The sequence below is a fragment of the Arthrobacter sp. NPDC080086 genome (assembly GCF_040702285.1).
Window position 1 is genome coordinate 47868 of record NZ_JBFBKP010000009.1, and the last position, 26901, is coordinate 74768.

The following is a 26901-nucleotide window of genomic DNA, read 5'->3' on the forward strand; positions in this document are numbered from 1 at the left end:
GGCAAGGGTCAGGCGGGTTTGGCCGCACTGCCGGCCTGGGCGGGCTCCGCCGCGGCCGGGCGGTGGCCCTTCTTGGCCAGCTGGATCTGCTCATACACGTGGTGCCGGAGCTCGGTGAACCGGGGCAGGGACCGGGTCTCCAGCTGGTCCCGCTCCACCGGCAGGTCGATCCGGATGTCCTCCTGGACCACCGTGGGCGAGCTGGAGAGGATGATGACCCGTTCGCCCAGGTAGACCGACTCATCGATGTCGTGGGTGACGAAGAGGACGGTAACGCCGAACTTCTTCCAGATCGTCCGGATCAGGTCTTCCAGGTCGGCGCGGGTCTGGGCGTCCACCGCGGCGAACGGCTCATCCATCAGCAGCACCTCGGGCTGGTAGGCGATGGCGCGGGCGATCGCCACGCGCTGCTGCATGCCGCCGGAGAGCTGCCAGGGGTAGGACCGCGGCACGTGGGACAGGCCCACGGCCTCCAGCGCCTCGTCCACCAGCCGGTCACGTTCGGCCTTCGGCACGCCCTGGTTTTTCAGCGGCAGCGCCACGTTGTCCCGGACCCGCATCCAGGGGAAGAGGGAGCGGCCGTACTCCTGGAAGACCACCGCCATCTTCTTCGGCGGCCCGGAGACCCGCTTGCCGTCGAGCAGGACCTCGCCCTCGGTGGGCGCCATCAGGCCCGAGATGCACTTGAGCAGGGTAGTCTTGCCCGAGCCCGAAGGACCCACCAGGCAGGCCAGTTCCCCGGCGCGCAGGTCGAAGGTGAGGTTGCGGACGGCCTCGATGTCGCCGCCGTCGGTCTGGTAGACCTTCTTCAGTCCGCGGACCGAGAGCATGGCCTCCGGCCGGATGGTCCCGACCTCGGGGGTGGTGTCAGGCTGCATTTTCTACCTCTTTCTGGCCGTGGTACCAGCGCAGGATGTTCCGCTCGGCCCACTGGAAGATGAACGACATCGTCACGCCCAGCAGCCCCAGCACCACGATGCCGGACCACATTTCCGGGATGGCGAAGGAACGCTGGAACTGCACGATGGTGAAGCCAAGCCCGGAGGACGAGGCGAACATTTCGGAGATGACCATCAGGATCAGCCCGAGCGAGAGGGACTGGCGGACACCCGCCAGGATCTGCGGGCTGGCCGAGGGCAGCACCAGGTACCGGACCCGGGCCCAGCCGGAGATTCCGTAGGTGTGGGCCGAGTCGGAGAGGACACCGTCGACGGCGCGGACACCCTCGATGGTGTTCAGCAGCACCGGCCAGACGCAGCCGGAGATGATCACCGCGATTTTCATGGAGTCGGTGATGCCCATCAGCAGCATCAGCACCGGGACCAGCACCGGCGGCGGGATGGCCCGGAAGAACTCCAGGGTGGGTCCCAGCAGGGTGCGGAGCCACCGGACGGAGCCGATCACCACGCCGCCAACGACGCCGATCACGATCGCCGCGACGACGCCCACCAGGAGCCTGCCGATGCTCGGCAGCACGTCGGAGAAGAACCGCGGGCCGAACCAGGTCTGGGCGAACTTCTGCACCAGCGCCGCCGGCGTCGGCACGAAGAAGTTCACCGCGCCCAGGGTGGAGGCCCACCAGAGCAGGACGAGGAGCACCGGCAGCGCCAGCACGTAGCCCAGGGTCTTCAGGGCTTTCATACGATCACCTCGGAGCGGACGGAGGAGTGCCAGGACAGCGTTTTCTTCTCGATCAGCCGCATCAGGGCGTTGATCACGACGCCGATCAGGCCGGTGGCCAGCACCAGCGCGTACATCCCGGAAATGGCGCCGCCGGACTGCGCCAGCGCGATTTCCCGGCCCAGGCCCGGGGAACCGATCACGAGCTCGGCCGTGATGGCCAGGACCAGCGCGACCGTGGCCGCCAGCCGCACGCCGGTCATCAGGTAGGGCAGCGCCGTCGGGAAGACGACGTAGCGGATCCGGGCCAGCGGCCCGAGCCCGTAGGTCTTGGCCGTGTTGTTGGCGACCATGTCGACGTCGGCCACGCCGTAGAGCACCTGGATCAGGACCTGCCAGAAGGCGGCGTAGGTGATCAGCATCAGCGAGGATTCCAGCTTCACGCCGAACAGCAGCACGGCCAGCGGAATCAGCGCCACCGACGGGATGGGCCGCAGGAACTCCACCGTGGAGTTGGTGGCCCGGCGGAGGAAGGTGCTGGACCCGATCACGAAGCCCAGCACGACGGCGAGGATGATCGCGAGGACCAGCCCCAGGAACCAGGCCTTCATGGTCTCCCCCACCGAGACCCAGAACGCGGTAAGGCCCAGGTCGCGGACCAGTGCCATCACCACCTCACTGGCCGGCGGCAAGTATTTGGCATCGACCAGGCCGAGCCGCGGGATCAGCTCCCAGGTGGCCAGGAAGCCAAGGATCCCGGCCAGACCCAGCAGCCGCTGGCCGGGGAAGGCGCGTTTGCCCGTACGGCGGCCGCGTCCCGCACGGGTCGCGCGGCCGCCGGTGGCGAGGGCGTCGGCACTCACGGCAGCAGGTCGCCCGCGTTCGGGGCCTTGGAAAGGGTGCCGTACTTGGCGGCCGCGTCGCCCAGGGTCTTGAAGGCGTCCTTGTCGAAGTTGACCGTCCAGTGCGTGAGGGTCATCTTGGAGCGGGCGGCCTCGTCGATCTTGGTGTAGGTGCCCACGATGTCCCGGACTTCCTGCGGGTGGGCCTGGGCGTACTCGAGGGACTTGTTCATGGCCCGGGTGAACTTCTGGGTCAGCTCCGGCTTGTTCTTGATGGTGTCGGCCTTGGTGAAGTACCCGGCGATGTCCAGCTTGGGGCTGACGTCCACGAAGTTCCACGAAACCACGGAGCCACCGTCGGCCAGGGCCTTGGACATGAAGGGTTCGAGGATCCAGGCCGCGTCCACCTGCTTGTTGGCGATGGCCGCCGGCGCGTCCGGGAAGGCCACCTCGACGAACTTCACGGAGGAGGGATCGCCGCCGTCCTTCTCGATCGCGGACTTGATGCTGGTGTCGCCGATGTTGGAGAGGTTGTTCACGGAGACGGTCTTGCCGGCCAGGTCCTTGGCGGACTTGATCGGGGAGCCGGCCGGGACGACGACGCCGCCGACGTCCTTGCCCTTCTCACCGGTGGTGGACGCGCCGTTGGCGACGAACTTCAGGTCGAGGCCCTTGTCCCTGGCGACCATCACGGAGATCAGGTTGGAGAAGGCGAAGTCGAAGCTGCCGCTGACGACGCCGGGAACGATCGCGGCGCCGCCGGTGGCGGTCTGGATGTCCAGCTGGAGTCCCTCGTCCTTGAAGAAGCCCATCTTGTTGCCCAGATAGACCGGCGCGCAGTCGACGATCGGAATAACGCCGACGCTGACCTTGGTCAGGTCTCCCCCGCCGGCGGCCCCGCCCTGGACGGTGCCGCCCGTCGAGCTGGGTGATCCGCTGCCGCAGGCCGTGAGGGCCAGGACGGACGCGGCCGCCAGCAGGGAGAAGGTACGACGTAACATGTTCACTCCTTTGTGCACTGCGGCCCGGGAGTGACTCGCCCCCACCACCGCCAATGTTCGCTTTTCGAACAAACGTTCAAATATCAAGTCTGGTCTAAGGCTACTGTGAGGTCAACCACATCCGGGGCATTGTTACGGCTCTGAGACAGGTCGCCGGGCACAGCAAAGCGGGGCCACTCCGGGCCGGTCCGGGCGGTGCCGGACGGGACGGAGTGACCCCGCTCTGCGGTGCTGCGGGAGGTGGCCCGCTAGTGGCGGGAGACTTCCTCGGAGGCCACGTTGCTGGGTTCGTCGGTGCCGGGTTCGCCGGTGCCCGCGGCGGCCGGGCCGCTGACGGACGCCCGCGCCTCGGCGAACTTCTCGTTCAGCCGGGAGTGCCGGCGGCCGTAGGAGAAGTAGATGATGATGCCCACCACGAGCCAGAGGGCGAAGAAGATCCAGGTCTCCACGGCGAGGTTGGTCATCAGGTAGAGGCAGAGCACGGCGGAGACCACCGGAACCACCTTGCCGAACGGCACGCGGAAGGACGGCTTGAGGTCCGGCCGCTTCCTGCGCAGGACCAGGATGCCCAGGCTGACCATCACGAAGGCGGACAGCGTGCCGATGTTGATCATTTCCTCCAGCAGGTCCACCTTGGTCAGGCCGGCCACCAGGGCCACGGCGGCACCGCAGATGATCTGCAGCCGGGCCGGGGTGGCGCGGATGGTGCTGGTCTTGGACAGGGAGCGCGGCAGCAGGCCGTCGCGGCTCATCGCGAGGACCACGCGGGAGAGGCCCATCAGCAGCACCATGATCACCGTGGTCAGGCCCACCAGCGAGCCGAAGGCGATCACCTTGGCGGCGTCGTTGTTGCCCACGGCCTCGAAGGCGGTGGTGAGCGTGGGGCTCTCCGCCTCCGCGAGCTTGCTGTAGGGGACCATGCCGGTGAGCGCGAGCGAGACCAGGATGTAGAGCACGGTGACGATCGCGAGGCCGCCGAAGATGCCGCGCGGCAGGGTCTTCTGCGGGTTCTTGACTTCCTCGGCGGAGGTGGCGACGACGTCGAAGCCGATGAAGGCGAAGAAGACCAGCGCGGCGCCGGCGAAGATGCCGAGGGTGCCGTACTGCGCGGGGGCCGCGCCGGTGAGGAAGCCGAAGAAGGACTGCTTGAGCACGTCGGTAGTGCCGGTGCCCCCGGTGGGCTGGGAGGCCGGGACAAACGGGCTGTAGTTTTCAAACTTCACGTAGGTGAAGCCGACGACGATGACGAAGAGGACGACGGCGATCTTGATCAGGGTGAAGACGTTGCCGACGCGGGCGGACAGCTTTGTCCCCAGCACCAGCAGCACGGTGAAGATGGCCACGATCAGGAAGGCGCCCCAGTAGAGGTCGATCCCGCCGAGGGAGATGGACGGCGGGACGTCGAGCCCCATCAGCGCGAAGACCTTGCTGAGGTAGATGCCCCAGTACTTGGCGATCACGGCGCCGGCGGTGAACAGTTCCAGGATCAGGTTCCAGCCGATGATCCAGGCCAGCACCTCGCCCATGGTGGCGTAGGTGAAGACGTAGGCGGAGCCGGCCACGGGGATGGCGGTGGCGAACTCGGCGTAGCACATGATGGCGAGGGCGCAGGTGACGGCCGCGATGGCGAAGGAGATGGTGACGGCAGGGCCGGCGAAGTTGGCGGCGGCCTTGGCGCCGACCGAGAAGATCCCGGCGCCGACGGCGACGGCGACGCCCATGATCATCAGGTCCCAGGTGCTGAGCGAGCGCTTGAGCTTGCGGCCCGGCTCATCGGCGTCGGCCATCGACTGCTCGACGGACTTGGTCCGGAAAAGGTTCATAGGAAGGTCCACGGTCTCTATAGCTGGGGAAAACGGACCTATTAATAGTAGTGTCCATCCACTGGACGGCCGCTTTAATCCCACATGGTGAGACGGTGAGGGTGCCTTAAACCGGCCAGTCCATCAGCGTGGAGCGGATCAGGAAGCGCTTCCCCTCGGGTGCCTCGACCGAGAAGCCGCTCCCCCGGCCGTGGACGACGTCCACCGTCAGGTGCGTGTGGCTCCAGTAGTTGAACTGCTCGCGGGACATCCAGAACTCAACCGGCTGGGCTGCTCCCGGGCCGGTGTCCGCGGCGATGTCGAAGCGTCCCAGCAGTACGTCGGACCCACCGGTGATGAACTCCCCCGCCGGGTAGCACATGGGCGAGGAACCGTCGCAGCAGCCCCCGGACTGATGGAACATCAGCGGCCCGTGCTGGTCCCACAGCTTGCGCAGCAGCTCCACGGCTTCGGGGGTGAGGGCCACCCTGGAGAAGTCCTCGCCGGGGAGGGTGGACGCCGCGTCGAGCACGGGCTGGGTCATGGCGAACTCCTGGAGGCGGGAAGGGCTGGGGGGCGAATGGGGGGGTGCGGGGGCCGGTCCCGGGTGGGGCCGGCCCGCCGCTGCCGCGGCTTAGAAGAAGCCGAGCTTGTTCTCGTTGTAGCTGACCAGCAGGTTCTTGGTCTGCTGGTAGTGGTCGAGCATCATGGCGTGGTTCTCGCGGCCGATGCCGGAGGACTTGTAGCCGCCGAACGCCGCCCCTGCCGGGTAGGCGTGGTAGTTGTTCACCCAGACGCGGCCGGCCTGGATCTCGCGGCCGGCACGGTAGGCGACGTTGCCGTTGCGGGACCAGACGCCGGCGCCGAGGCCGTAGAGGGTGTCGTTGGCGATCCCCATGGCGTCGTTGTAGTCGCTGAACCGGGTCACCGAGACCACCGGGCCGAAGATCTCCTCCTGGAAGATGCGCATCTTGTTGTGGCCCTCGAAGATGGTGGGCTGGACGTAGTAGCCGCCGGCCAGGTCGCCGTCGAGCTCCGCGCGGGCGCCGCCGGTGAGGGCCTTGGCGCCCTCCTGCTTTCCGATGTCGATGTAGGAGAGGATCTTCTCCAGCTGGTCGTTGGAGGCCTGGGCGCCCAGCTGGGTGTCGGTGTCCAGCGGGTTGCCCTGGATGATCTTCTGGGTCCGGGCCAGGGCGTCGGCCATGAACGAGTCGTAGATGCCTTCCTGCACCAGGGCGCGGGAGGGGCAGGTGCAGACCTCGCCCTGGTTGAACGCGAAGAGCGTGAAGCCCTCCAGGGCCTTATCGTAGAACGCGTCGTTGCTGTCGGCGACGTCGTTGAAGAAGATGTTCGGGCTCTTGCCGCCGAGCTCCAGGGTGACCGGGATGAGGTTCGCGGAGGCGTACTGGCTGATCAGGCGGCCCGTGGTGGTCTCGCCGGTGAAGGCGATCTTGCGGATCCGCGGGCTGGAGGCGAGCGGCTTGCCGGCCTCGACGCCGAAGCCGTTGACCACGTTGACCACGCCGGCCGGGAGCAGGTCGCTGATCAGTTCCATCAGGACCAGGATCGAGGAGGGGGTCTGCTCGGCGGGCTTGAGGACGACGGCGTTGCCGGCGGCGAGGGCGGGGGCCAGCTTCCAGACGGCCATCAGGATCGGGAAGTTCCAGGGGATGATCTGGCCGACGACGCCGAGCGGCTCGTGGAAGTGGTAGGCGGTGGTGTCGTCGTCGAGCTGGGAGAGCCGGCCCTCCTGGGCGCGGACGGCGGAGGCGAAGTAGCGGAAGTGGTCGGCCGCGAGCGGGATGTCGGCGTTGAGGGTTTCCCGGATCGGTTTGCCGTTGTCCCAGGTTTCGGCGACGGCCAGCAGCTCGGTGTTCTCATCGATCCGGTCCGCGATCTTGTTCAGGATCGCGGCGCGTTCGGCGACGGAGGTCTTGCCCCAGGAGGGTGCCGCCTTGTGCGCGGCGTCCAGGGCAAGCTCGATGTCTTCGGCGGTGCCGCGGGCCACCTCGCAGAAGGCCTTGCCGGTCACCGGGGTGATGTTCTCGAAGTACTGGCCCTTCACCGGGGCCACCCACTCCCCGCCGATCCAGTTCTCGTAGCGGTCCTTGAACTGGACCTTCGAACCGTCGGTACCGGGTTGTGCGTAAACAGTCATTGCTAGCTCCTTTGCTGTGCAAGGTCGGTGGCGGACGCGGCCGGGACATCACGGGCCGCCGCTGCCCCCAGCGTAGGAGCGGGAAGGTTGCAGCCAGGTTGCATCGGGGTGATCCGGGTCACGTTGCGAGCTGCGGCCCCGGTGGCGGCTGCGGGGGTGCGGGGCGGTCAGGTGCTGAGTTCGGCTTCGAGCCGCTCGAGTTCGGTGACGACGGCGGCCCGGCGCGGCGAGCGGGCCGGGAGCAGGCGGAGGGCCGCGGCGCGGACCTCGACGTCGTCCCGGGCCTCGGGCAGGGCGGCGTACTTCAGCAGGGCGTCGGCGCTGCCGTCGGTGAGCACGGCCTCGCGCAGCAGCGTCGCGACCCGGCCGCGGAGTTCGACGACGCCGGGCGCTTCAGAGCCGGGCAGGACGGCGCCGCGGTAGAGTTCCAGCGCGATCCGGTGCGCTCCGCGCCGCAGGCAACTCAGCACCTGCCCCGTGTCCGGGACCAGGTCCACCGGCACGCGGTAGGGCCGGGATTCGGGCACGGCGGCGGGGTCCAGTTGCTGGAAGACCTTCCGCAGCCGCACCATCTCGGCCCGGAGCGTGGTGGGCGAGCCGCTGCCCGGATAGAGCAGGGCACTGAGCCGCTCCGCAGTGAGGCCCTCCGGGTGGGAGCTGAGCAGGGCCAGGATCTCGCTGTGCCGCGCCGAGAGGGTGACGGTCCGTCCATTGAGGGTGAGCACCGCCTGGTCCCGGCCCAGCAGCTGCAGCCCGTTGCGGTACAGAGTGCCGCCGGCGTTTCCTGTGCCCCGCCCGGCGGCGGTCGCGGCGGATCCGCCGGCCGCCGGGCTGGTCCGGCGGCGGCCTGCGGGGGTGGTGAGCCGGGCCGCCTCCCGCTGCAGGCGTTCCACCCGCAGGTGCGCCTGGGCGGCGGCGACGGTCGCCTCGACGAGGGACAGGGTGTGCGGGGCGACGGCGTTCTCCGTGCCGGTGATGTCGACGACGCCGAGCAGGGCGCCGGAGTCCGGATCGTGGAACGGCACGGCCGTGCAGCTCCACGGGTGGACGGAGCGCTTGTAGTGTTCGGCGCCGGCGATCTGGATGCCGCGGCCCAGGGCCAGGGCGGTCCCCGGCGCGCTGGTGCCCACAGTGGCCTCGGACCAGTCCGCCCCGGGGACAAACATCATGGATTCGGCCCGGCGCTGCAGGACCGGGTTGCCCTCCACCCACAGCAGCCGGCCCACCTCGTCACCCACGGCCACAAGCATGCCGCTGTCGTGACTGGGCAGGATGAGGAGCTTGTGGATGACGGGCATGATGGCGGCCAAGGGGTGCTGCCGCCGGTATTCTTCGAGTTCCTCGCGGTCCATGGCCAGCGGGGCCTCGGGGTTGTCCGGGTTGGCGTGTGATCGGGCGGAGCGCTGCCACGATTCCTGAACCAGGCTCCGCAGGCCGGGGACCGGGCCGTAGGGGAGGCCGGCGGTGTCACCCGCGGCGCCGAGGAGTTCGTGCCCGGCGCGGGCATACCGCTGCCGCAGCTCCGGGTCGGGTCCGGCGTAGGATCCGTGCGGGGCTGGCTGCTGGAGCGGATTCCTCATTGAACTCCCCTGGCCGGCATCGGCGTCGATGCACTGCAACTCGTCCCGTCGAGTCTACGGTCGCGGCACGCCGCCCGCCAGAGGATGGACCGACGTCGTTCGTGGCCTGCGATACGGAAAATGCCCGCCGCCCCGGTTATTCCGGGGGCGGCGGGCATTGTGCGCGTCGACAGTGCAGGACTGCCGCGGCGTCAGTCGCGGGAGATCCGGATCATGTCCTCGCGCGGGACCACCTTGACGCGTTCGCGTTCGATTCCGTCGGCCGGGTGGGCGGCGGTCCAGGCGGCGCCGAGTTCCTTCTCGTGGGCGTCGAGCTTGTTCCAGCCTTCCCAGGTGGTGTATTCGACGCCGCGTTCCTCGAGGAGGTCGATGATGGCCTGCGGGTCCGGGTTCTGCGCCGGGGGCAGCGTGAGCCGGTCCTCCAGCAGGAATCCGATGGTCTCCAGGGCGTCGCCCTTGGTGTGGCCGATCAGGCCGACCGGGCCACGCTTGATCCAGCCGGTGGCGTAGATCCCGGGGACCGGGCTGCCGGCGGTGTCGAGCACGCGGCCGCCCTCGTTGGGGATGACGCCGCGGCGGGCGTCGTACTCCAGTTCGGCCAGGGGCGAGCCGTGGTAGCCGATGGCGCGGTAGACGGCCTGGACCGGGTAGTCGACGAACTCGCCGGTGCCCTTGGCGTTGCCGGTGCCGTCGAGCTGCATGCGCTCGAAGGTCATGCCGGTGACCTTGCCGGGGTGGGCGGGGTCGTCGTGGATCTCGACCGGGCTGTGCAGGAAGTGCAGGTGCAGCCGGCGGGACGCCGTGAGTTCGGAGAGGTCCTCGGGCTGCTCGGCGATCCAGTTCGTCAGCGTGCCGACCATGGTCTTGATCTGGTTGTTGGACTGGATTGCTTCGTCGGAGGCCTCGTCGAACTCGAAGTCCTCCGCGTACAGGACGATGTCCACGTCCTTGGAGTGCGAGAGCTCGCGCAGCTCAAGCGGGGTGAACTTCACCTGGGCCGGGCCGCGCCGCCCGAACACGTGCACGTCGGTGACCGGGGAGGCCTTGAGCCCGGCGTAGACGTTGTCCGGGATCTCGGTGACCAGGAGGTCGTCGGCGTGCTTGGAGAGGATCCGGGCCACGTCCAGGGCCACGTTGCCGTTGCCGATCACCGCGATTTCCTTGGCCTCCAGCGGCCATTCCCGGGGCACGTCCGGGTGCCCGTCGTACCAGGAGACGAAGTCGGCGCCGCCGAAGGAACCCTCCAGGTCGATGCCCGGAATGTTCAGGTCCGCGTCCTTAATCGCGCCGGTGGCGAAGATGACCGCGTCGTAGTGCGTGCGCAGGTCCGCGAGGGTGAGGTCCGTACCGAAGTCGACGTTGCCGAAGAAGCGGATGTCGCCCCGGTCCAGAACCTTGTGCAGGGCGTTGACGATGCCCTTGATCCGGGGATGGTCCGGGGCCACGCCGTAGCGGATCAGTCCGTAGGGCGCCGGGTACCGGTCGAAGAGGTCGATGCTGACGGTGAGCGCGCCGCTGGTGACGGCCTCGCTCTTGGTCAGGATGTCCGCGGCGTAGACGCCGGCCGGACCGGCGCCGATCACGGCGACGCGGAGCGGACGGGCGGGGGTTCCTGCGGGGAGGGTTGCTGACACGGCTGTGTTCCTTTGGTTCGGGCGGTGGCTGGTGCCGGGCGTGCCTAGGGGGCGGGGACGCGCGGGGTGTTCGGGGAGGTGGTGCTGTAGTCCGCGGTCTTGAAGTGGGGCGGGGCGTAGGGGCTGACCCGGACGACGTCGCCGATGACCACGACGGCGGGGTTCGCCACCCCGGCGGCCTCCGCCTGGTCCGCGATGGTCCCGAGCGTCCCGATCGTGACCCGCTGGTTCGGCAGGTAGCCGTTCTCCACGATGCCAACCGGCGTTGCTGCGGGCAAACCCGCCGCCGCAAGGGTGGCCGCGGAGTCGCGCAGCCGCCCGACACCCATGAGCAGGACGACGGTGTGGTCGGCCCGGGCCGGCACCTCGGCGAGTTCCTCGTGGCCGGTGACCACGCTGAAGCCCCTGGCCAGGCCGCGGTGGGTGACCGGGATGCCGGCGGCGGCGGGGACGGACACCGCTGACGTCACCCCGGGGACCAGTTCGACGTCCACGCCGTGCTGCCGGCAGTATTCGGCTTCCTCGCCGCCCCGGCCCAGGACGTACGGGTCGCCGCCCTTGAGCCGGACCACGCGGTGGCCGGCCAGTGCCTCGGACACGAGGATCCGGTTGATCTCGGCCTGCGGGACGGGGTGGTGGCCGGGGGTCTTGCCGACCTCCACCACGCGGACGTCGGGGGCGAGTTCGTCCAGCAGTTGCCGGGGCCCCAGCCGGTCGGTGACGACGACGTCGGCCTGTCCCAGGAGGCGCCGGCCGCGGACGGTGATCAGGCCGGGGTCGCCGGGGCCGCCGCCCACCAGGGCGACGGAGCCGGTGGCTGCGTCCGTCTGAACGCGGTGGCGGCGCAGCGGCAGGTCGCCGGTGTCCAGGGCGGTGGCGACGGCGTCGCGCAGCGCCATGGCCCGGCGCGGGTCTCCCCCGGCGTTGATGGCGATCTTGACGTCGTCCACGACGGCGACGGCGGGGGTCCAGGCGGCGGACGCCTCGTGGTCGGAGGCGTTGACGCACCAGGTCCGCTGCGCCTCGGCGTCGGCGGCGACCTGTGCGTCAACGGCCGGATCGCCGGTGGCGGTCTGGATGAACCACGCGCCGTCGGCATCGCCGGAGCGGTAGGGCCGGGCCTTCCAGGCCAGGAGCCCGGCGTCGGCCAGCTCCCGCACCCCGGCCCCGGCCTGGGGGGCGACGATCGTGACCCGGGCGCCGGCGTCCAGCAGGCCCTTGGCGCGGCGGGCGGCGACTGGGCCTCCGCCGACCACGAGTACGGGGCGGCCGAGCAGGCGCAGTGCCGCGGGATAGATGTCCTGGATGGTCATGCGTCGAGGGTAGGGCGGGTCCGGGCGGGCCGACCAGCGGCCGGGAAACACCGGTTCACGCGAGGTCACGGGGCGTCATCTGTGCTGTCATCTGTGGTCCGTCATCTCTGGTCCGTCATCCCTGGTCTGGCGGAGTCAGCGGGTACTGCCGGCCAGGAGCCCCCGGCGGCGGAGCAGGTGCTTCTCCACGGGGGCGAAGACCAGCAGTTCCACCAGGATGCCGATGGCGAGGATGAGCAGGATCGCGGCGAGGACCACCGTCATGTCCGCGAGATCGCGGCCCTGGTTGAGCAGGGAGCCCAGGCCGAAGCCCATGCTGCCGCCCACGGTGATGATTTCGGCGGCCATCAGCGAGCGCCAGGAGAAGGCCCAGCCCTGCTTGAGCCCGCCCAGATAGCCGGGGAGGGCGGCGGGCAGGATGATCCGGAGGGTCAGGTCCAGCCGGGAGGCGCCAAGGACGGAGCCGACGCGGCGGTACTGCGGCGGGATCTGGTCGACGCCGGAAATCAGGCCGTTGATGATCGACGGGATGGCGCCCATCAGGACCACGAAGTAGACGGTGGCGTCGCTGAGGCCGAACCAGATGATGGCCGCCGGCACCCATGCCACCGAGGGCAGCACCTGCAGTCCGGAGATCAGCGGCCCGAAGGCGCGCCGGAGCGGGGCCACCTGGGCGAGCAGCAGGCCCAGCGGCGTCGCGATGAGCACGCTGATGACGAACCCTGCGGCGCCGCGCTGCAGTGAGGTGGCCACGGCCTGTTGCAGGGTGGCCTCGCCCCAGAGGGCACCGAGCTGCCCGGCGACGTCGAGCGGACCGGGGACCAGGTCGCGGCGTTTGATGCCGAGCCAGACGTACGCCTGCCAGGCCAGGAGGAGCACGGCGAGCGCGGCCACCGGCAGCAGCACCCGTGACCAGTCGATGCGGGCGGTCCGGGCGGCGGCGGACTGCAGTGAGTCCAGGCCGGCCTCCAACTGTCGGAGGTCCTCGACGCCGGGACGGAGAGACTTCTCCCGGGCGGCGGAAGGGAGGGTGGCGGCTTCGGGGGCGGCGGCCGGGGCGGCGGTGTGGCTAGTGGGCATGGCGGCGGATCTCCTCGCGTAGCCGGGCGGTGATGGCGCTGGTGAGCTGTCCGGCCAGTCCGGGGTTGGTGCGGTGTTCCGCGGTGACCTGCCACTCCTGGACCACCCGGCCCGGGCGGGAGGAGAGCAGCAGGACCCGCTGGCCCAGCCGCACCGCCTCGCCGACGTTGTGGGTGACGAAGATGATGGTCCGGCCGGTTTCGTGCCAGACGCGTTCCAGTTCGTCGTGCAGCAGGTCCCGGGTGATGGCGTCGAGTGCGGCGAAGGGTTCGTCCATCAGCAGCAACGGCCGGTCCTGGGCCAGTGCCCGGGCCAGGGCCACGCGTTGGCGCATGCCGCCGGAGAGCTCGTGCGGGCGTTTGCCGCCCGCGCCGGAGAGGTGCACCAGGTCCAGCAGTTCCCCGGCCGTCCGGCGGCGTTCCGCTTTCCCCACGCCGCGGAGCGTGAGGGCCAGTTCGACGTTTTCCCGGGCGGTGAGCCAGGGAAACAGGGCCGCGTCCTGGAACATGAACGCCGCCCCGTCGCTGGGCACCTCGAGGGCGCCGGTGGTGGGAGCTTCCAGCCCGGCGATGATGTTCAGCAGGGTGGATTTTCCGCAGCCCGAGGCTCCCAGCAGCGCCACGAACTCACCGGCGCCGATGCTGGCGTTCACGCCTTCCAGGACGGGCGCGCCGTCGTCGAAAGTCTTTCCGAGGTTTTCCAGCAGTACCGGCATGAGGAGGTCTCCCTTGGTTGCGGTGGGGGCCGGGGCGGTCAGTCCTTGCCCAGGCCCCGGGCGGACACGTGGGTGGCGGAGACGGCGTTGAGCGCCGTCAGGTCGAAGATGCCGGTGATGTCCGCGGGTTTGGTGATGCCCGCGTCCGCCCCGTCCTGGAGCAGCTTCGGGTAGGTGCCGGCGAGTGGGTCGACAGTGAAGACGATGTTCTGCAGGGAGCGGTCCACGACGTCGGCGGGCAGCTCGGCACCGCCGGCGTCCTTGAGCGCGGCGTTCAGGGCACCGGCCTTCTCCTCGGCGGGGGCGTGCTGCAGCCAGTCCACGGCCTGGACGTGGCCCTTGAGCAGGGCCTTGACCGTGTCCGGGTGGGCCGCGGCGTAGGCCCTGTTGACGATCAGCACGGTGGTGGGGAACTGTCCCGGGGCGCCGGACAGCGAGCCGTCCCACAGATCCTTCTCGTCCACCAGGACCTTGGCGCCGGCCTGCAGCACCAGCCGGGACGCCCAGGGTTCGGGCAGCCAGGCGCCGTCGAGCTTTCCGGCCTGGAACAGTTTCAGGGTCTGGGCGTTCTCGGTGGGGTTGATGGTGACGTCGCCGCCGCCGTCGGGGCTGACGTGGAAGCCTTGTTTGCCGAGCCAGGCCCGGAGCGCCACGTCCTGGGTGCCGCCCAGCTGCGGGGTGGCGAGCGTCTTTCCGCGCAGCTGGTCCGGGGCGCTGATCTCCGGACGTACCACCAGCTGGGCGCCCCCGGAGGCGGCACCGGCGACGACGCTGATGGATTCGCCCTTGCTCTTGACGAAGGAGTTGATCGCCGGGCTGGGGCCAATGTAGGTGGCGTCGATGGCGCCGGCGTTGAGGGCCTCGATGGCGGCGGGGCCGGCGTTGAAGACCTGGGTGCTGAGCCTGGTCTGGCCGAGGCTTGCGGCGATGAAGCCCTTGCTGACGCCGATCAGGGCGGCCCCGTGGGTGATGTTGCCGAAGTAGCCGAGTTTGAGTTCGGCCGCGGGGGTGCCGCCGACCGTGCCGGCGTCCGGGGCCGGGCCGCGCCCGCGGCTGACGGTGGAGGCGACGGCGGCCCCGGCACCGATCAGGAGCGCGAGCCCGACGGCGAGGCCCACCTCGAGGCCGCGGCGGCGCTGGGTTTTGTGGTGCCGGGAGGGGCCCGGTTCACCGGCAACGATTCGGGTGGTCCCGGGCTGTGAGCTTGTCATGGCTTCACCCTAGGGAGCCGTCCGAACCGGGTTCAATGGTCCGGAAACCGGGGGTCACGGGGGTTCACGCGGCGTCACACAGCGCGCCGCAACGGGCAGGCGTCAGTCCTCGGGGCGCGTAGGGAAGCTCGGTGAATAGCGGGTCCAGAGGCCGAAGTAGCGGCGGCCGCTGCGGACCAGGGCGACGGCGAGGTACCCGACGGCGGCGAGCGCGCCGAGCCCGACGGTGACCGGCGCCGGGGCGGTCAGGGTTCCGGCGACGGCGGCGGTCAGGAGGCCCGCGAGCGCGGCGTTGACGGCGGCGATGAAGACCATGCTGCTGCCCAGGAACTGGCTGGCGTGCCTCCGGTTGCGGAAGAAGAAATAGGTCTGCTCGGAGCCGGGCCGGTCGTCGTGCGGGGAGGACATCAGGTACGGCGCCAGTCCGGGGTCCAGGCCGAGGTACCCGGCCCGGATCCGGTTCATGGCGATCACGTACATCAGGTCCTCGATGCCGACGTTCATGACGCGGACCTGGGTGAGGACTCCCACCAGCGTCACGAAGCCAAGGACCGAGAGCTCGAACACCGGGAACAGCCCGGTGAACCCCGTCGCCTGGCCCACCAGGGCCAGGCTGAGCAGCCCGGCGGAGGTCAGCGTGAGGAACATGCTGATCCGGGTCAGCACCTCGCTCTGGGTGGTGCTTCGGGAGGCCAGCAGGCTCCAGTGTTCGGTGGCGAGCAGTTGCGCCCGCACCGCGGGCGGCGGCCCGGCGGGTTCAACGGCGTGGCCGGGTTCGGGTCCAGGGCCGCGCTCGGGCGCAGGGCCGGGGTCCGGCGCTGGGGCCGGGGTGGGAGCCGTGTTCTCCGGCATGGCGCCCATTGTCCTCCGCCGGTTTGGCGGCGGCTAGGGCCGTTGGGCGCCGCCTCCGCCGAGGCTCAGATCGGGCCTCAGATCTGGTTCAGATGCTGGCTCAGATGCTGTAGCGCTCGTCCTCGTGGTCGCCAGGGTGGTCCCGGACCAGTCCCGCGGCGAGGGTGTTGCCGTCCCGCGGGTCGATCACCAGGAACGCACCGGTCCGCCGGTGGTGCTGGTAGTTCTCCAGCGGCAAGGCGGCGGCAAGCCGGAGCTGGGCGTGGCCGATGTCGTTGAGTTCCAGCGTGGAGGCCGGTTCCACCCGGAAGCTGCCGAGGTCCAGCCTGCCGGTAACGTTCCGGACCAGGGCTTGGACGGTGCAGGTTCCGTGTTTGACCAGCACCTTGGCCCCCTCCCGCAGCGGCGTCGGGGACAACCAGCAGAGCGCGGCGTACAGGTCGGCGGTGGACCCGGACACCGTTCCGGCGGCCGCGATCGTGTCGCCGCGGGCGACGTCGAACTCGTCCGCCAGCCGAAGTGCCACCGACTGCGGGGCCACGGCTTCCGTGAGCTGCCGGCCGGCGAAGTCGATTCCGGTCACCGTGGTGTTCCGCGGCGCCTGCCCGGGCGTCAGGACGGTGACCGGGTCGCCGAGCTTCACGGCGCCCTCGGTGATCTGGCCGGCGTAGGCCCGGTAGTCGCGGTACGCGCCGGGGTTGAGGCCGCGGGCGAGCGCGTCGGGGGCCAGCGCCCCCTGCGGCCGGACCACCAGCTGGACCGGGAAGCGGAAGCTTTCCAGGTGGGTTTCGATTTCGTCGGCGGCCGGGAGGGTCTCGAGGATCTCGAGCAGCGCCGGTCCCCGGTACCAGGGGGTGCGTGCGGACCGGTCGACGACGTTGTCGCCGTCGAGCGCGGACACCGGAACCACCAGCAGTCCGGAACCGTCCCCGTCCCCCAGCCCCAGTTCGCGGCCCACGTGCTGCACCTCGGCCTCGATGGCGCGGAAGACGTCCTCGCTGAAGTCCACCAGGTCGATCTTGTTCACCGCCACTATCACGTGCGGCACCCGCAGCAGGTGCAGCACGGACAGGTGCCGGCGGGTCTGTTCCAGGACACCCTTGCGGGCATCGATGAGGACCACGACGGCGTCGGCGGTGGAGGCTCCGGTCACCGTGTTCCGGGTGTACTGCACGTGCCCGGGGCAGTCGGCGAGGATGAAGCTGCGCCGGTCGGTGGCGAAGTAGCGGTAGGCGACGTCGATGGTGATGCCCTGTTCCCGCTCGGCGCGCAGCCCGTCGGTCAGCAGGGCGAGGTCGATCCGCTGCCCTCCGGCCTCCCCGTCCGCCGCGCCGAAGCCGCGGTCCGCGGAGGTGCGGGCGACGGCGTCGAGCTGGTCGGCGAGGATGGCTTTCGAATCGTGCAGGAGCCGGCCCACCAGGGTGGACTTGCCGTCGTCGACCGAGCCGGCGGTGGCGAAACGGAACAGCGAGGCGGAGGCGAGACCCAGGTCTGCGGCGGCGGCATCCTGGGTGGCGGGAATGGTGCTCATTAGAAATAGCCGTCCTTCTTGCGGTCTTCCATGGCGGCCTCGGAGATGCGGTCATCGGCCCGGGTGGCGCCACGTTCGGTGATGGTGGAGGCGGCAACTTCAATCACGACGTCGCGCACGGTGGCGGCGGCGGATTCGACGGCGCCGGTGCAGGACATATCCCCGACGGTGCGGTAGCGGACCGTCTTGGTGAGGACCTGCTCGTCGGTGCGGGGTTGCGAGACCTCCCCGACGGCGCGCCACATGCCGTCGCGGGCGAAGACCTCTCGCTCGTGGGCGTAGTAGAGCCCCGGCAGGTCGATGTTCTCGCGTTCGATGTAGCGCCAGACGTCCAATTCGGTCCAGTTGCTGATCGGGAAGGCCCGGACATGTTGACCCACGGTGTGCCGGCCGTTGTACAGGTTCCAGAGTTCCGGGCGCTGGTTGCGCGGGTCCCACTGGCCGAACTCGTCGCGCAGGCTCAGGATGCGTTCCTTGGCCCGGGCCTTGTCCTCGTCCCGGCGGCCGCCACCGAAGACGGCGTCGAACCGGTTGCTGCTGATCGCGTCCAGCAGCGGGACGGTCTGCAGCGGGTTGCGGGTGCCGTCCGCGCGCTCGGCCAGCTCGCCGGAATCGATGAACTCCTGCACGGAGCCCACCACCAACCGGAGGCCCAGCCGCTCCACGGTCCGGTCCCGGAACTCGATCACCTCCGGGAAGTTGTGCCCGGTATCCACATGCAGGACCGGGAAAGGCACCTTGCCAGGCCAGAACGCCTTGGTGGCCAGGTACAGCATCACCACAGAATCCTTGCCCCCGGAAAACAGCAGCGCGGGCCGCTCAAACTCGGCAACAACCTCCCGGATGATGTGGATCGCCTCAGACTCGAGTGTGTCGAGGCTGGAAAGACGTGCCGGGGCTGCGACGCCGATTACTGCCCCCGATGCCGCCAAATTCAGGCGACCCGACCGCAGAGCCGCAGCGGCAGATGCCGCCCCGGGAGTCGCATCCAAGGCAGCGGCCGAGGGACCCGACGCGAGCTTGCGAGCGTTGGGAAGGCCGCTGCCGCTGTCGGAGCCGCCCGCATCGTCCGAAGGACGCATGCCGCGCGGCGAAGGGGCGGGGGCGGCATCTGCCGCGGAGGCGGAGGCGACAAAGGACGCGGCCTCGGAGGCGGTGGTGACCGTCGTCGTGCTCAAGTTGCTCATACGTGTAGTCCGCATTCTGTCTTGTCGGTTCCGGCCCAGCGGCCGGCGCGGGGGTCCTCGCCGGGGGCGACCTGGCGGGTGCAGGGCTGGCAACCGATGGAGGGGTAGCCCTGTGAAAGGAGCGGGTTGACGGGCAGGAGGTTCTCCTCCGAGTAGGCCACCAGTTGGTCGAAGGTCCAGGCCGCCACGGGGTTGACCTTGACCAGGCCGTTGGCTTCGTCCCAGGTCACCAGCGGGGTGTTGGTGCGGGTGGGTGCCTCGTCGCGGCGGACGCCGGTGAACCAGAGTTCGTAGCCGGCCAGGGTGCGGTGCAGCGGGGCGACCTTGCGGAGCGCGCAGCACTGGGCGGCGTCACGGGCGAAGAGGTCCTTGCCGAGGATCCGGTCCTGCTGCTCCACGGTGGTTTCCGGGAGCACGTCCACGACGGTGACGCGCAGGTTCGCGGCCACCTCGTCGCGCGTGGCGTAGGTTTCCGGGAAGTGGTAGCCGGTGTCCAGGAAGAGCACGTCGACGCCGGGGATTCGTTCCGCGACGAGGGCGGGCAGGACGGCGTCGGCCATGGAGCAGGCGACGGCGACGGCGGGCCGTTCGAAGGTGCGCGCCACCCAGCCGATCACGTCGCCGGCCGGGGCGTCCCAGCCGAGTTCGGCGGCCCCGGCCGCGGCGAGGGCCTTGAGCTCCTCGCGGCTCCGGAGGGAGGGCCCACGGCCACCGAGGTCCCCGGCCGAGGGCCCCGACTCGCGAGGGCCCCGGTCCGAGCTTGCGAGGACAGGGAGCGAGTTGGGACTTGCGAGGTTGGGTTGTGGCTGGGGAGCGGTCACTGCAGGTCCCCTTCGTCGGCGGCGAAGGCCCATTCGGCGAAGCTCTGGCCGTCGGTACGGGTGTCGGCGAATTTTCGCACCACCCGCTCCACGTAGTCGGGCAATTCGTCGGCGGTGACCTTGAGGCCCCGGACGGTGCGGCCCAGGCCCGCCTCCTCCCGGTCGGTGGAGGCGAGTCCGCCGCCGAGGTGGACCTGGAAGCCGGGCGTCGGGTCGCCGTCGGGCGTGGGAAGCATCATGCCCTTGAGGCCGATGTCCGCCGTCTGGATGCGGGCGCAGGAATTGGGGCAGCCGTTGATGTGCAGGGACAGCGACTCCGGCAGTTTCCCGGCGTCGACGAGGTCGGCGAGGCGTCGCTCCAGTTCGGCCACCGCCGTCGCCGCCGTCGCCTTCGTTTCGACGATCGCGAGCTTGCAGAATTCGATCCCGGTGCAGGCGATGGTGCCCCGGCGGAACACGGACGGGCGGGCGGAGAGGCCCAGGGCGTCGAGCTCGGCCACGAGTGGTTCCACCTGGTCGCCGGGGACGTCCAGGACCACGAGCTTCTGGTGGGGGGTGGTCCGCAGCCGCCGCGAACCGCGGGATTCGAGGGTGTCGGCTAGGGCCACGAGCTGGCTGCCGGAGAGGCGGCCGGCCACCGGAGTGGCGCCGATGAAGAACCTGCCGTCCTTTTGTTCGTGGACGCCGATGTGGTCGCCGGGGGTCGCCGGCTTGGGGGCGGCCGGGCCGTCGCTGAGCGCGTAGCCGAGGTATTCGTCCTCGAGGACCCGGCGGAACTTCTCCGGACCCCAATCGGCGAGCAGGAACTTCAGCCGGGCCTTCGTGCGCATGCGCCGGTAGCCGTAGTCGCGGAAGATGCTGGTGACTCCAAGCCAGACGTCGGCGGCCTGGTCAGGGCGGACGAAGGCGCCGAGGCGCTTGCCGAGCATCGGGTTAGTGGAGAGCGCGCCGCCCACCCAGAGATCGTAGCCGGCGCCGAGTTCAGGGTGGACCAGACCCACCAGGGCGACGTCATTGATCTCGTGCACTACGTCCTGGCTGGGGTGGCCGGTGATAGCCGTCTTGAACTTGCGCGGAAGGTTGGCCAGCTCCGGGTCGCCGATGAAGCGCTCGGCGAGCTCCCGGATGAGCGGGGTCGGGTCGATGACCTCGTCCTTGGCGATCCCGGCCACCGGGGAGCCCAGGATCACCCGGGGCACGTCGCCGCAGGCCTCCGTGGTGGACAGCCCCACCGCCTCGAGGCGGCGCCAGATCTCAGGGACGTCCTCGACCCGGATCCAGTGCAGCTGGATGTTCTGGCGGTCCGTGAGGTCGGCCGAGTCCCGGGCGAAGTCCACGGAGATGCCGCCGATGACGCGCAGCTGCTCGGTGGATAGGGCGCCGCCGTCGATCCTGACCCGGAGCATGAAGAACTTGTCCTCGAGCTCGTGCGGCTCCAGGGTGGCGGTCTTGCCGCCGTCGATCCCGGGCTTGCGCTGCGTGTAGAGACCCCACCAGCGGAACCGGCCATGCAGGTCGGTGCCGTCGATAGAGTCGAAACCGTGCTTGGCGTAGACCGTTTCGATCCGCTCCCGCACGTTCAGGCCGTTGTCTTCCTGTTTCCAGGTTTCGTTGGCGTTCAGCGGCGCGGTGCCGTCCACCTTCCACTGCCCGTGGGGCTTGGCGGCGGGCCGGCCGGGCCTGGCGGCGCGGGCCGAACGGCCGCCGGCGGTCTGGTCCTGGGGCGCTCCGGCTAGAGCTGTATCAGTCATGGCTCGACTGTAGGGGCGGCCCGAATCGGCCGACAACGGGTCAGAAACGCGGGGTCACCGTGGGCAACAATTCGTCATACGCGGACCTTAGGACGCGGCCACCGCGGCGTCGTAGCGGTCCAAGGCGATCCGGGCCAGGTCCGGGGAGGGCAGCAGCGGCGCGGTGACCAGGTCCGCCCCGGCCTTGGCGAGCTGGTTGTGGAAGAACCCGGGCGCCAGCAGGTAGGACGCGATCACCACCCGGCCACCGAGGTCGACGGCGCCGGCGGACGCCCCGGCCCCCGCTCCCCCGGCCGCCTCCTCGCGCAGCATTGCGACGGCTTCGGGAACCGACGGTTTCGCGGAGGCTCCGTAGGCGGCGACGATCCGGTTCGAGCGGAGGTCCCGGAGCTGACCCACCAGTTCTTCGACGTTGTCCGCGGCGGTGGGGTCCGAGGAGCCCGCCGCGGCGACAATCACGGCGTCGTTGTCCGTCACCCCCGCCTCCCGCAGCCGCCGGTCAAGCAGGGCGGCGAGGCGGGGATCCGGCCCCAGCGGCGCCGCCGCCACCGTGCCGGGGCGGCTGCCCACGGCGCGGGCGATGTCCACCTTGACGTGGTAGCCGATGCTGAGCAGCAGCGGCACGACGACGGCGCTCCGACCGGCGGGGAGCCCCGCGACGACGTCGGGCAGGACGGGCTCCTGGACGTCGACGTAGGCCTCAAGGACCTCCAGTCCGGGACGGAGGGCGGCGATGGCGGCGCGCAGGGCGTTGACTTCCGCGGCGCCGTCGGGGTTGGCGGTTCCGTGGGCGCAGGCGATCAGGAGGGGGCTATCCATAGCCGCTAGCGTAACCTTGGAGCCGCCCCTCCGCCCCGCCGAATAACCAGGACCGCCATGACCTTTTCCTTCAGCCTCGTCCTGGTGTGGTTGGACCTGGCCGGTGTCTTCTTCTTCGCGGTGTCCGGATCGCTGCTGGCGGCGCGGAAGGAATTCGACATTGTCGGCTCCCTGCTGCTGGCCTCGGTGGTGAGCCTGGGCGGCGGCGTCATCCGGGACATCATCATCAACAATGGCTCCCCGGCGGCGTTCACCAACCCCGCCTACCTCGCTCCCCCGCTGCTGGCGACCGTGCTGGTGTATTTCCTCTACTCAAGCGTCCAGCGGTTCACCTCCCTGCTGGTGCTCTTCGACGCCGGCGGCCTGGCCCTGTTCTGCATCACGGGCAGCCTGAAAGCCCTCGCCGCGGGGATGCACCCGGTGGCCGCGGTGCTGCTGGGTGTGACGACGGCGGTGGGCGGCGGCCTGCTGCGCGACATCACCGCCAACGAGGTACCGCAGCTATTCGACCCCGGCGACCTGTACGCCCTGCCCGCGTTCGCCGGCGCCGGACTGACGGTGGCGCTGTCCGTGACGGGCTCCTTCAACCCGGTCACCGGGCCGGTGGTGGCCGCCCTGGTTTTCGCGTTCCGGGTCACCGCGTGGCGGCGCCGCTGGCGGGTTCCACTGGCCGTGCGCGGCTGGCACCGGCTGGGCCTGGGCCGGGCGGGGAGAGGGCCCTCGGATTAGCTAGGATATGAAGCATGACTGACATGTTCCTCGAGAAGTTCCGCGCGCTTGTTCCGAAATATCTCGAAGACGAATGGCAGGAAGCGGACGGCCTGTCCGAGCAGGAGCTGGACGAGGCCCTGGCCGAGCACCAGTTCACCATCCCGCTGGTTCTCCGCGAGTTTTACCTGGCCCTCGGCGGCTGCGAGGACCTGATGGAGGCGTACCACTACTTCTGGGATCCCGAGGAACTCGAAGTCGACGACGAGGGCTTCCTGATGTTCCTCGAGGACGAGGAAGAGCAGTTCACCTGGGGCTTCCGCGTGGGCGACCTCAGCGTCCCGGACCCCATCGTGTACCGCCGCAACAACGCCCGCGGACAGTGGAAGAGCGAAGAGGGGACCTTCTCCGAGTTCGTCTTCGACATGTTCGAGTGGGCCTTCAACGACGACGACGAGGACTAGCCTCCCGCCGTCTGCGTCCCTCCGGGGGCGCATTGGCTGCCAAACCTCCCCACCTTTGGCAGCCCCCGCCGGAGTGTCGCACCGCCAGGCCGGTGTTGACGGCCAACTTCGGTCCAAACCCGGGGAATCTCAGCGGATGACGCGGCCGCGGAGCACCTGCCAGACCTCAGCGACCACCCGTTCCGGAAAGTAGACGACGTCCTGGTAGCCGTACCGGAGCACGACGTAGCCGGACAGGCTGCTGGCATTATTGCGACGGCGGTCCTTGACCACCTGCCGGGGCTCCAGGTGGGTCTTGCCATCGATTTCTATGATCAGGAAGCCTTCCAGCAGGAAGTCGACGATCCCGATGCCCGGCAGGTCCACCTGCGTCTGCGTGAAGATTCCCTCGGCGCGGAACAAGAGCCGGGCCACGACTTCGACGGCGGAGTCAGCCGTCCCGTCCACCAGCTCCAACACGGCACGGGCCGCACCGTTGCGGTTGCCCGGCAGTCGCTGGCGAAGGTAGTCCGGGGAGGTCCGGCCCTGTCGCAGCGCACTTTCCACCATCACCGCGGACTCGATAGGCGGACGGCAGCGCAGGGCATGCAGCAGGCAGTCGGTCACCCCGGCCAGAGGCAGCGGGAACTCCGCAGGAACAACGCTCCCCCGATGAATCACCACCCCGGTAGCCGAACCATGCCGGCACAGCAGATGCGGCCGGTCGGGCTCGTGCAGCCGCCACAGGCCGAGATGACCGGCCGCGGAGACGCAGGACAGCAGCCCATTGGCCATCACGGCGGCGGTCAGGTCGGGCGCGGCATCGGGAAGGGCCAGGACGCCGTGGCGCAGCCGGAGGATGTCCCCGGCCGCGACGGCGTTGCGGATCGCCCGCTCCGTGCACCCGCCGCGAAGCAGCGTCTGCGGCCTGGCCACGGAGCCGGCATACCTCAGGTAACCCACGACGTCCATGGCCACAGCAGACCGGATGGCAGGCGGACGTCGTAAGCCCCCGCATCCCCTATGTGGAAAAGACCGGGTTGGAGATGGCTCGTCCTCGGCTGCGGGTTTTCCCCGCCTTTGCGGACCGACGACGGCGGGTCGCCGCGGCTCGCTGGGCAGCCGACGCCGGGGTTGGGGAAAAGTGGGGAAACTCCGCCGGGGAGCCCGCCGCGAACCGTGACAGCCAATTTACAGAAACCCTAGACAGCTTGACAGATTTGTCATACGCTTATTCATGGGTTCACTAAATGCCTCCGGTGAATCTGATGCGAACGGAGAAATGGCCCCGGTTCCGCACAACGGACGACTCGAACGTTGTGAGGACCGGGGCCATTCCGCGTCCAAAGGGTTGCCGGCCCGGACAGGGGCCACGGCACCGCAAGGAACCTAGCTGCTGCGCTCCACCACGGCGTGCGCGAAGCTGGTCAGCGAATCCTTGACCACGCCCTCCGGAAGGGGCTCCAAGGCGGCGATCGCCTCGGCGGCCCACTCCCGCGCCACGGTCCAGGACTGGGCGGTGACAGGGTGCTCGCGCAGCCCGGCGACGGCGGCAGCCAGCGCCTCGTCGGAGCTCAGGTCCCCGTCGATCAGGGTCAGCAGGTCCACGGCGGACTGGTCGCCGTCGGCGGCGGCCTTGCGCAGCAGCAGCACGGGCAGCGTGGGCACGCCCTCGCGCAGGTCGGTGCCCGGAGACTTGCCGCTCTTGACCTTGACGCCGGTCACGTCGATCACGTCGTCGGCGAGCTGGAAGGCCACGCCCACCTTCTCGCCGTACTCGACCAGCAGGGCCTCGTAGGACTCGTCGGCCCCGGAGAAGATCGCCCCAAGCTGGCCCGAGGCCGCCACGAGGGAGCCGGTCTTGTCCGCGATCACGGACAGGTAGTGCTCCACGGGATCCTCGTCCGACCGCGGCCCGACGGTCTCGTGCAGCTGGCCGAGGCACAGCCGTTCGAAGGTGCGGGCCTGGATGCCCAGGGCCCGGGAGCCCAGCTCGGAGACCAGGATCGAGGCGCGGGCGAAGATCAGGTCGCCGGTGAGGACGGCCACGGAGTTGCCCCAGACCTCGTGGGCGGTGGGGGCCCCGCGGCGGAACGGCGCGGAGTCCATTACGTCGTCGTGGTAAAGCGTGGCCAGGTGCGTCAGTTCGACAACGACGGCGGCCTGCACCACGGCGGGTCGGGAAGCGTCCCCCAGGTGCGCGCACAGCAGGGTGAGCAGCGGCCGGATGCGCTTGCCGCCGGCCTCCACCAGGTGACGGGAGGTCGCGTCAGCCAGCGGGTCGGAGTTGGCGATCGCCTCGCGCAGCTTCTTCTCCACGCGGGCGAGGTTAGTGGTGATCGCGGGGCCCAGTTCGGCGTCGCCGGCGATCGCCGCAAACCCTGCCGGAAGCTGCAGCCCGGTGGCGATGGCGGTGGTGTTCAGGTCGGGCTCGGAGCCCTGCAGGCCGTGCCCGGCGTGCGTCCAGCTTTGGTCTGCGGAGTTGGTCACGGGTTAACCCTAACTTTTTGTTGCGGAAACCGCGGATTCGGGGCCGGAACGGTGCCGGTATTGGACGTCGCCGGGACCAGGGCCTCCAGGACCCGGATCATCCGGTCCTCGATGCCCCTGGCGGAGGGGTCGGTCAGGTTGGCCATCAGCCGGACCACGAACTTCATCAACAGCGGCAGCGGCATGCCGGTCCGCAGCGCGAGCTTCATGACCGCCGGCTTGCCGATCACGGCGGCGAAGGCGCGGCCCAGGGTGAAGTGCGAGCCCCACTGGTCCCGGACGTAGCCGGCGTACCCGGACAGGTGCGCGTCGGCGTCGTTCCGGTCCCAGCCGGCCGCCGCGGACCGGGAGGCGGTGTCGATCAGGTACTCGGCGGCGAAGCGGGCGGACTCCATCGCATAGGAGATGCCCTCGCCGTTGAACGGGGAGACCATGCCGCCGGCGTCACCGAGCAGCAGCAGGCCGGGAGCGTAGTGCGGGGTGCGGTTGAAGCCCATGGGCAACGCAGCACCGCGGATCTCGCCCACCTGGTTCTCCGGAGTGAAGCCCCACTCCGGCGGCATCCCGGCGGTCCACTCGCGCAGGACCTGCTTGTAGTCGAGCTTGCCGAATTCCTTGGAAGAGTTCAGGATGCCCAGGCCCACGTTGGAGGTGCCGTCACCGACGCCGAAGATCCAGCCGTAGCCGGGCAGCAGCTTGCCGTCGGCGCCGGGCAGTTCCAGCCAGCCCTCCATCCAGTCGTCCTCGTGGCGGGGGCTGGTGAAGTAGGTGCGCACGGCCACGCCCAGCGGCCGGTCGTCGCGTTTGCGCAGGCCCAGGGACACGGCGGTGCGGGCGGAGTTGCCGTCGGCGGCGAGGACGACGTCGGCGGTGAAGTCCCGGGTCTCCCCTGTCTTGCGGCCGGCGTCATCGAGCAGCGCGGCACGGACGCCGGTGACCCGGCCGTCGTCGTCGCGGAGTGCTTCGGTGACGCTGTGGCGTTCGAGCACGACGGCGCCCGCGGACTGGGCGTGCCGGGCGAGCTCCTCGTCGAAGCCCAGCCGGGTCCGGATCAGGCCGTACTGCGGGAAGTCGGAGACCTCGGGCCAGGGCAGTTCGATGGTGCGGCCGCCCGCGATCAGCCGCAGGCCCTTGTTCCGCCGCCAGCCCTCGGTTTCGGGGTGCGGCAGGCCGAGCTTCTGGATTTCCCGCACCGCGCGGGGCGTGAGGCCGTCGCCGCAGACCTTCTCGCGCGGGAAGCTGGTCTTCTCCAGCACCGTAACCTCAAGGCCGGCCTGCGCCAGGTAGTACGCGGCGGTGGATCCGGCGGGACCCGCGCCGACGATCAGTACTTTCACGGCATC

The 26901-nt window shown here is 69.9% G+C and carries 24 protein-coding genes; 2 read left to right on the plus strand and 22 right to left on the minus strand.

The window, feature by feature from the left end; all coding sequences use genetic code 11:
* Positions 1 to 8: 8 nt before the first annotated feature.
* From AB0305_RS05625 to AB0305_RS05715, 19 genes are all read right to left on the minus strand, one after another.
* Complete coding sequence (locus AB0305_RS05625; protein WP_364133546.1) at positions 9 to 878, minus strand: ABC transporter ATP-binding protein; 870 nt, start codon at positions 876 to 878, stop codon at positions 9 to 11.
* Positions 868 to 1641, minus strand: a complete 774-nt coding sequence (locus AB0305_RS05630) for an ABC transporter permease (RefSeq protein ID WP_364133549.1) — start codon at positions 1639 to 1641, stop codon at positions 868 to 870. The genes AB0305_RS05625 and AB0305_RS05630 overlap by 11 nt, the downstream gene beginning before the upstream one ends.
* Positions 1638 to 2483 carry an ABC transporter permease gene (locus AB0305_RS05635; RefSeq protein ID WP_364133552.1) on the minus strand — a complete coding sequence of 282 codons (846 nt, stop codon included), beginning with the start codon at positions 2481 to 2483 and terminating at the stop codon, positions 1638 to 1640. The genes AB0305_RS05630 and AB0305_RS05635 overlap by 4 nt, the downstream gene beginning before the upstream one ends.
* Positions 2480 to 3463, minus strand: coding sequence for an ABC transporter substrate-binding protein (locus AB0305_RS05640; RefSeq protein ID WP_364133555.1), 984 nt, complete (start codon positions 3461 to 3463; stop codon positions 2480 to 2482). Before AB0305_RS05640 ends, AB0305_RS05635 begins: the two co-directional genes overlap by 4 nt.
* Before the next feature lie 248 nt (positions 3464 to 3711).
* The gene (locus AB0305_RS05645; protein WP_364133558.1) at positions 3712 to 5286 is read right to left on the minus strand and encodes an amino acid permease; all 1575 of its coding nucleotides are present in this window, start codon (positions 5284 to 5286) and stop codon (positions 3712 to 3714) included.
* A 106-nt stretch (positions 5287 to 5392) separates the two neighbouring features.
* The gene (locus AB0305_RS05650; protein ID WP_364133561.1) at positions 5393 to 5809 is read right to left on the minus strand and encodes a DUF779 domain-containing protein; all 417 of its coding nucleotides are present in this window, start codon (positions 5807 to 5809) and stop codon (positions 5393 to 5395) included.
* A gap of 90 nt (positions 5810 to 5899) precedes the next feature.
* A complete protein-coding gene (locus tag AB0305_RS05655) occupies positions 5900 to 7423 on the minus strand; it encodes an aldehyde dehydrogenase family protein (RefSeq protein ID WP_290256025.1) in 1524 nt (507 codons plus the stop codon).
* A 167-nt stretch (positions 7424 to 7590) separates the two neighbouring features.
* On the minus strand, positions 7591 to 9003 hold the full coding sequence (locus tag AB0305_RS05660) for a GAF domain-containing protein (RefSeq protein WP_364133563.1): 1413 nt from the start codon (positions 9001 to 9003) through the stop codon (positions 7591 to 7593).
* Positions 9004 to 9194: 191 nt separating this feature from the next.
* Positions 9195 to 10637, minus strand: coding sequence for an FAD-dependent oxidoreductase (locus AB0305_RS05665; protein WP_366172003.1), 1443 nt, complete (start codon positions 10635 to 10637; stop codon positions 9195 to 9197).
* A 44-nt stretch (positions 10638 to 10681) separates the two neighbouring features.
* Entirely contained in the window at positions 10682 to 11950 is a 1269-nt protein-coding gene (gene cobA / locus AB0305_RS05670) for a uroporphyrinogen-III C-methyltransferase (protein WP_364133592.1), read from the minus strand.
* Between the two features lie 135 nt (positions 11951 to 12085).
* A complete protein-coding gene (locus tag AB0305_RS05675; RefSeq protein ID WP_364133594.1) occupies positions 12086 to 13030 on the minus strand; it encodes an ABC transporter permease in 945 nt (314 codons plus the stop codon).
* Positions 13020 to 13745 carry an ABC transporter ATP-binding protein gene (locus AB0305_RS05680; protein WP_364133597.1) on the minus strand — a complete coding sequence of 242 codons (726 nt, stop codon included), beginning with the start codon at positions 13743 to 13745 and terminating at the stop codon, positions 13020 to 13022. The genes AB0305_RS05675 and AB0305_RS05680 overlap by 11 nt, the downstream gene beginning before the upstream one ends.
* A 38-nt stretch (positions 13746 to 13783) precedes the next feature.
* Positions 13784 to 14956, minus strand: coding sequence for an ABC transporter substrate-binding protein (locus tag AB0305_RS05685; RefSeq protein WP_364133600.1), 1173 nt, complete (start codon positions 14954 to 14956; stop codon positions 13784 to 13786).
* A 102-nt stretch (positions 14957 to 15058) separates the two neighbouring features.
* Positions 15059 to 15808 (minus strand): hypothetical protein, encoded by a 750-nt coding sequence (locus AB0305_RS05690; protein WP_364133603.1) that lies wholly within the window; start codon positions 15806 to 15808, stop codon positions 15059 to 15061.
* Positions 15809 to 15908: 100 nt separating this feature from the next.
* On the minus strand, positions 15909 to 17339 hold the full coding sequence (locus tag AB0305_RS05695; protein WP_364133606.1) for a GTP-binding protein: 1431 nt from the start codon (positions 17337 to 17339) through the stop codon (positions 15909 to 15911).
* Complete coding sequence (cysD, locus tag AB0305_RS05700) at positions 17339 to 18250, minus strand: sulfate adenylyltransferase subunit CysD (RefSeq protein WP_364134655.1); 912 nt, start codon at positions 18248 to 18250, stop codon at positions 17339 to 17341. Before cysD ends, AB0305_RS05695 begins: the two co-directional genes overlap by 1 nt.
* 272 nt (positions 18251 to 18522) lie before the next feature.
* Complete coding sequence (locus AB0305_RS05705) at positions 18523 to 19347, minus strand: phosphoadenylyl-sulfate reductase (protein WP_364133609.1); 825 nt, start codon at positions 19345 to 19347, stop codon at positions 18523 to 18525.
* Complete coding sequence (locus tag AB0305_RS05710) at positions 19344 to 21098, minus strand: nitrite/sulfite reductase (protein WP_364133612.1); 1755 nt, start codon at positions 21096 to 21098, stop codon at positions 19344 to 19346. Before AB0305_RS05710 ends, AB0305_RS05705 begins: the two co-directional genes overlap by 4 nt.
* Before the next feature lie 87 nt (positions 21099 to 21185).
* The gene (locus AB0305_RS05715) at positions 21186 to 21917 is read right to left on the minus strand and encodes a CbiX/SirB N-terminal domain-containing protein (RefSeq protein ID WP_364133615.1); all 732 of its coding nucleotides are present in this window, start codon (positions 21915 to 21917) and stop codon (positions 21186 to 21188) included.
* A gap of 57 nt (positions 21918 to 21974) precedes the next feature.
* Between AB0305_RS05715 and AB0305_RS05720 the strand changes: the two genes are divergently transcribed.
* The gene (locus tag AB0305_RS05720; RefSeq protein ID WP_290256051.1) at positions 21975 to 22646 is read left to right on the plus strand and encodes a trimeric intracellular cation channel family protein; all 672 of its coding nucleotides are present in this window, start codon (positions 21975 to 21977) and stop codon (positions 22644 to 22646) included.
* 14 nt (positions 22647 to 22660) lie between these two features.
* A complete protein-coding gene (locus tag AB0305_RS05725) occupies positions 22661 to 23089 on the plus strand; it encodes a hypothetical protein (protein WP_290256052.1) in 429 nt (142 codons plus the stop codon).
* A 129-nt stretch (positions 23090 to 23218) separates the two neighbouring features.
* Here AB0305_RS05725 and AB0305_RS05730 read toward each other — a convergent pair whose 3' ends face one another.
* The 3 genes from AB0305_RS05730 to AB0305_RS05740 all read right to left on the minus strand — a co-directional run bounded on the left by AB0305_RS05730 (position 23219) and on the right by AB0305_RS05740 (position 26895).
* Complete coding sequence (locus tag AB0305_RS05730) at positions 23219 to 24040, minus strand: DUF559 domain-containing protein (protein ID WP_364133619.1); 822 nt, start codon at positions 24038 to 24040, stop codon at positions 23219 to 23221.
* A gap of 417 nt (positions 24041 to 24457) precedes the next feature.
* Positions 24458 to 25558, minus strand: a complete 1101-nt coding sequence (locus AB0305_RS05735; RefSeq protein WP_364133622.1) for a polyprenyl synthetase family protein — start codon at positions 25556 to 25558, stop codon at positions 24458 to 24460.
* Positions 25555 to 26895: a geranylgeranyl reductase family protein gene (locus tag AB0305_RS05740; RefSeq protein ID WP_364133625.1), complete on the minus strand. Its 1341-nt coding sequence runs from the start codon at positions 26893 to 26895 to the stop codon at positions 25555 to 25557. The genes AB0305_RS05735 and AB0305_RS05740 overlap by 4 nt, the downstream gene beginning before the upstream one ends.
* Between the last annotated feature and the right edge of the window lie 6 nt (positions 26896 to 26901).

Excerpts from the sequence above, each read along its gene's own strand:
- AB0305_RS05730 (WP_364133619.1), bottom strand. The coding sequence starts at position 24,040 with ATGGACGTCGTGGGTTACCTGAGGTATGCCGGCTCCGTGGCCAGGCCG.
- AB0305_RS05715 (WP_364133615.1), bottom strand. The coding sequence starts at position 21,917 with ATGGATAGCCCCCTCCTGATCGCCTGCGCCCACGGAACCGCCAACCCC.
- AB0305_RS05695 (WP_364133606.1), bottom strand. The coding sequence starts at position 17,339 with ATGAGCACCATTCCCGCCACCCAGGATGCCGCCGCCGCAGACCTGGGT.
- cobA (WP_364133592.1), bottom strand. The coding sequence starts at position 11,950 with ATGACCATCCAGGACATCTATCCCGCGGCACTGCGCCTGCTCGGCCGC.
- AB0305_RS05685 (WP_364133600.1), bottom strand. The coding sequence starts at position 14,956 with ATGACAAGCTCACAGCCCGGGACCACCCGAATCGTTGCCGGTGAACCG.
- AB0305_RS05720 (WP_290256051.1), top strand. The coding sequence starts at position 21,975 with ATGACCTTTTCCTTCAGCCTCGTCCTGGTGTGGTTGGACCTGGCCGGT.
- AB0305_RS05650 (WP_364133561.1), bottom strand. The coding sequence starts at position 5,809 with ATGACCCAGCCCGTGCTCGACGCGGCGTCCACCCTCCCCGGCGAGGAC.
- AB0305_RS05660 (WP_364133563.1), bottom strand. The coding sequence starts at position 9,003 with ATGAGGAATCCGCTCCAGCAGCCAGCCCCGCACGGATCCTACGCCGGA.
- AB0305_RS05690 (WP_364133603.1), bottom strand. The coding sequence starts at position 15,808 with ATGCCGGAGAACACGGCTCCCACCCCGGCCCCAGCGCCGGACCCCGGC.
- AB0305_RS05625 (WP_364133546.1), bottom strand. The coding sequence starts at position 878 with ATGCAGCCTGACACCACCCCCGAGGTCGGGACCATCCGGCCGGAGGCC.
- AB0305_RS05655 (WP_290256025.1), bottom strand. The coding sequence starts at position 7,423 with ATGACTGTTTACGCACAACCCGGTACCGACGGTTCGAAGGTCCAGTTC.
- AB0305_RS05680 (WP_364133597.1), bottom strand. The coding sequence starts at position 13,745 with ATGCCGGTACTGCTGGAAAACCTCGGAAAGACTTTCGACGACGGCGCG.
- AB0305_RS05725 (WP_290256052.1), top strand. The coding sequence starts at position 22,661 with ATGACTGACATGTTCCTCGAGAAGTTCCGCGCGCTTGTTCCGAAATAT.
- AB0305_RS05630 (WP_364133549.1), bottom strand. The coding sequence starts at position 1,641 with ATGAAAGCCCTGAAGACCCTGGGCTACGTGCTGGCGCTGCCGGTGCTC.
- AB0305_RS05710 (WP_364133612.1), bottom strand. The coding sequence starts at position 21,098 with ATGACTGATACAGCTCTAGCCGGAGCGCCCCAGGACCAGACCGCCGGC.
- AB0305_RS05675 (WP_364133594.1), bottom strand. The coding sequence starts at position 13,030 with ATGCCCACTAGCCACACCGCCGCCCCGGCCGCCGCCCCCGAAGCCGCC.
- AB0305_RS05640 (WP_364133555.1), bottom strand. The coding sequence starts at position 3,463 with ATGTTACGTCGTACCTTCTCCCTGCTGGCGGCCGCGTCCGTCCTGGCC.
- AB0305_RS05645 (WP_364133558.1), bottom strand. The coding sequence starts at position 5,286 with ATGAACCTTTTCCGGACCAAGTCCGTCGAGCAGTCGATGGCCGACGCC.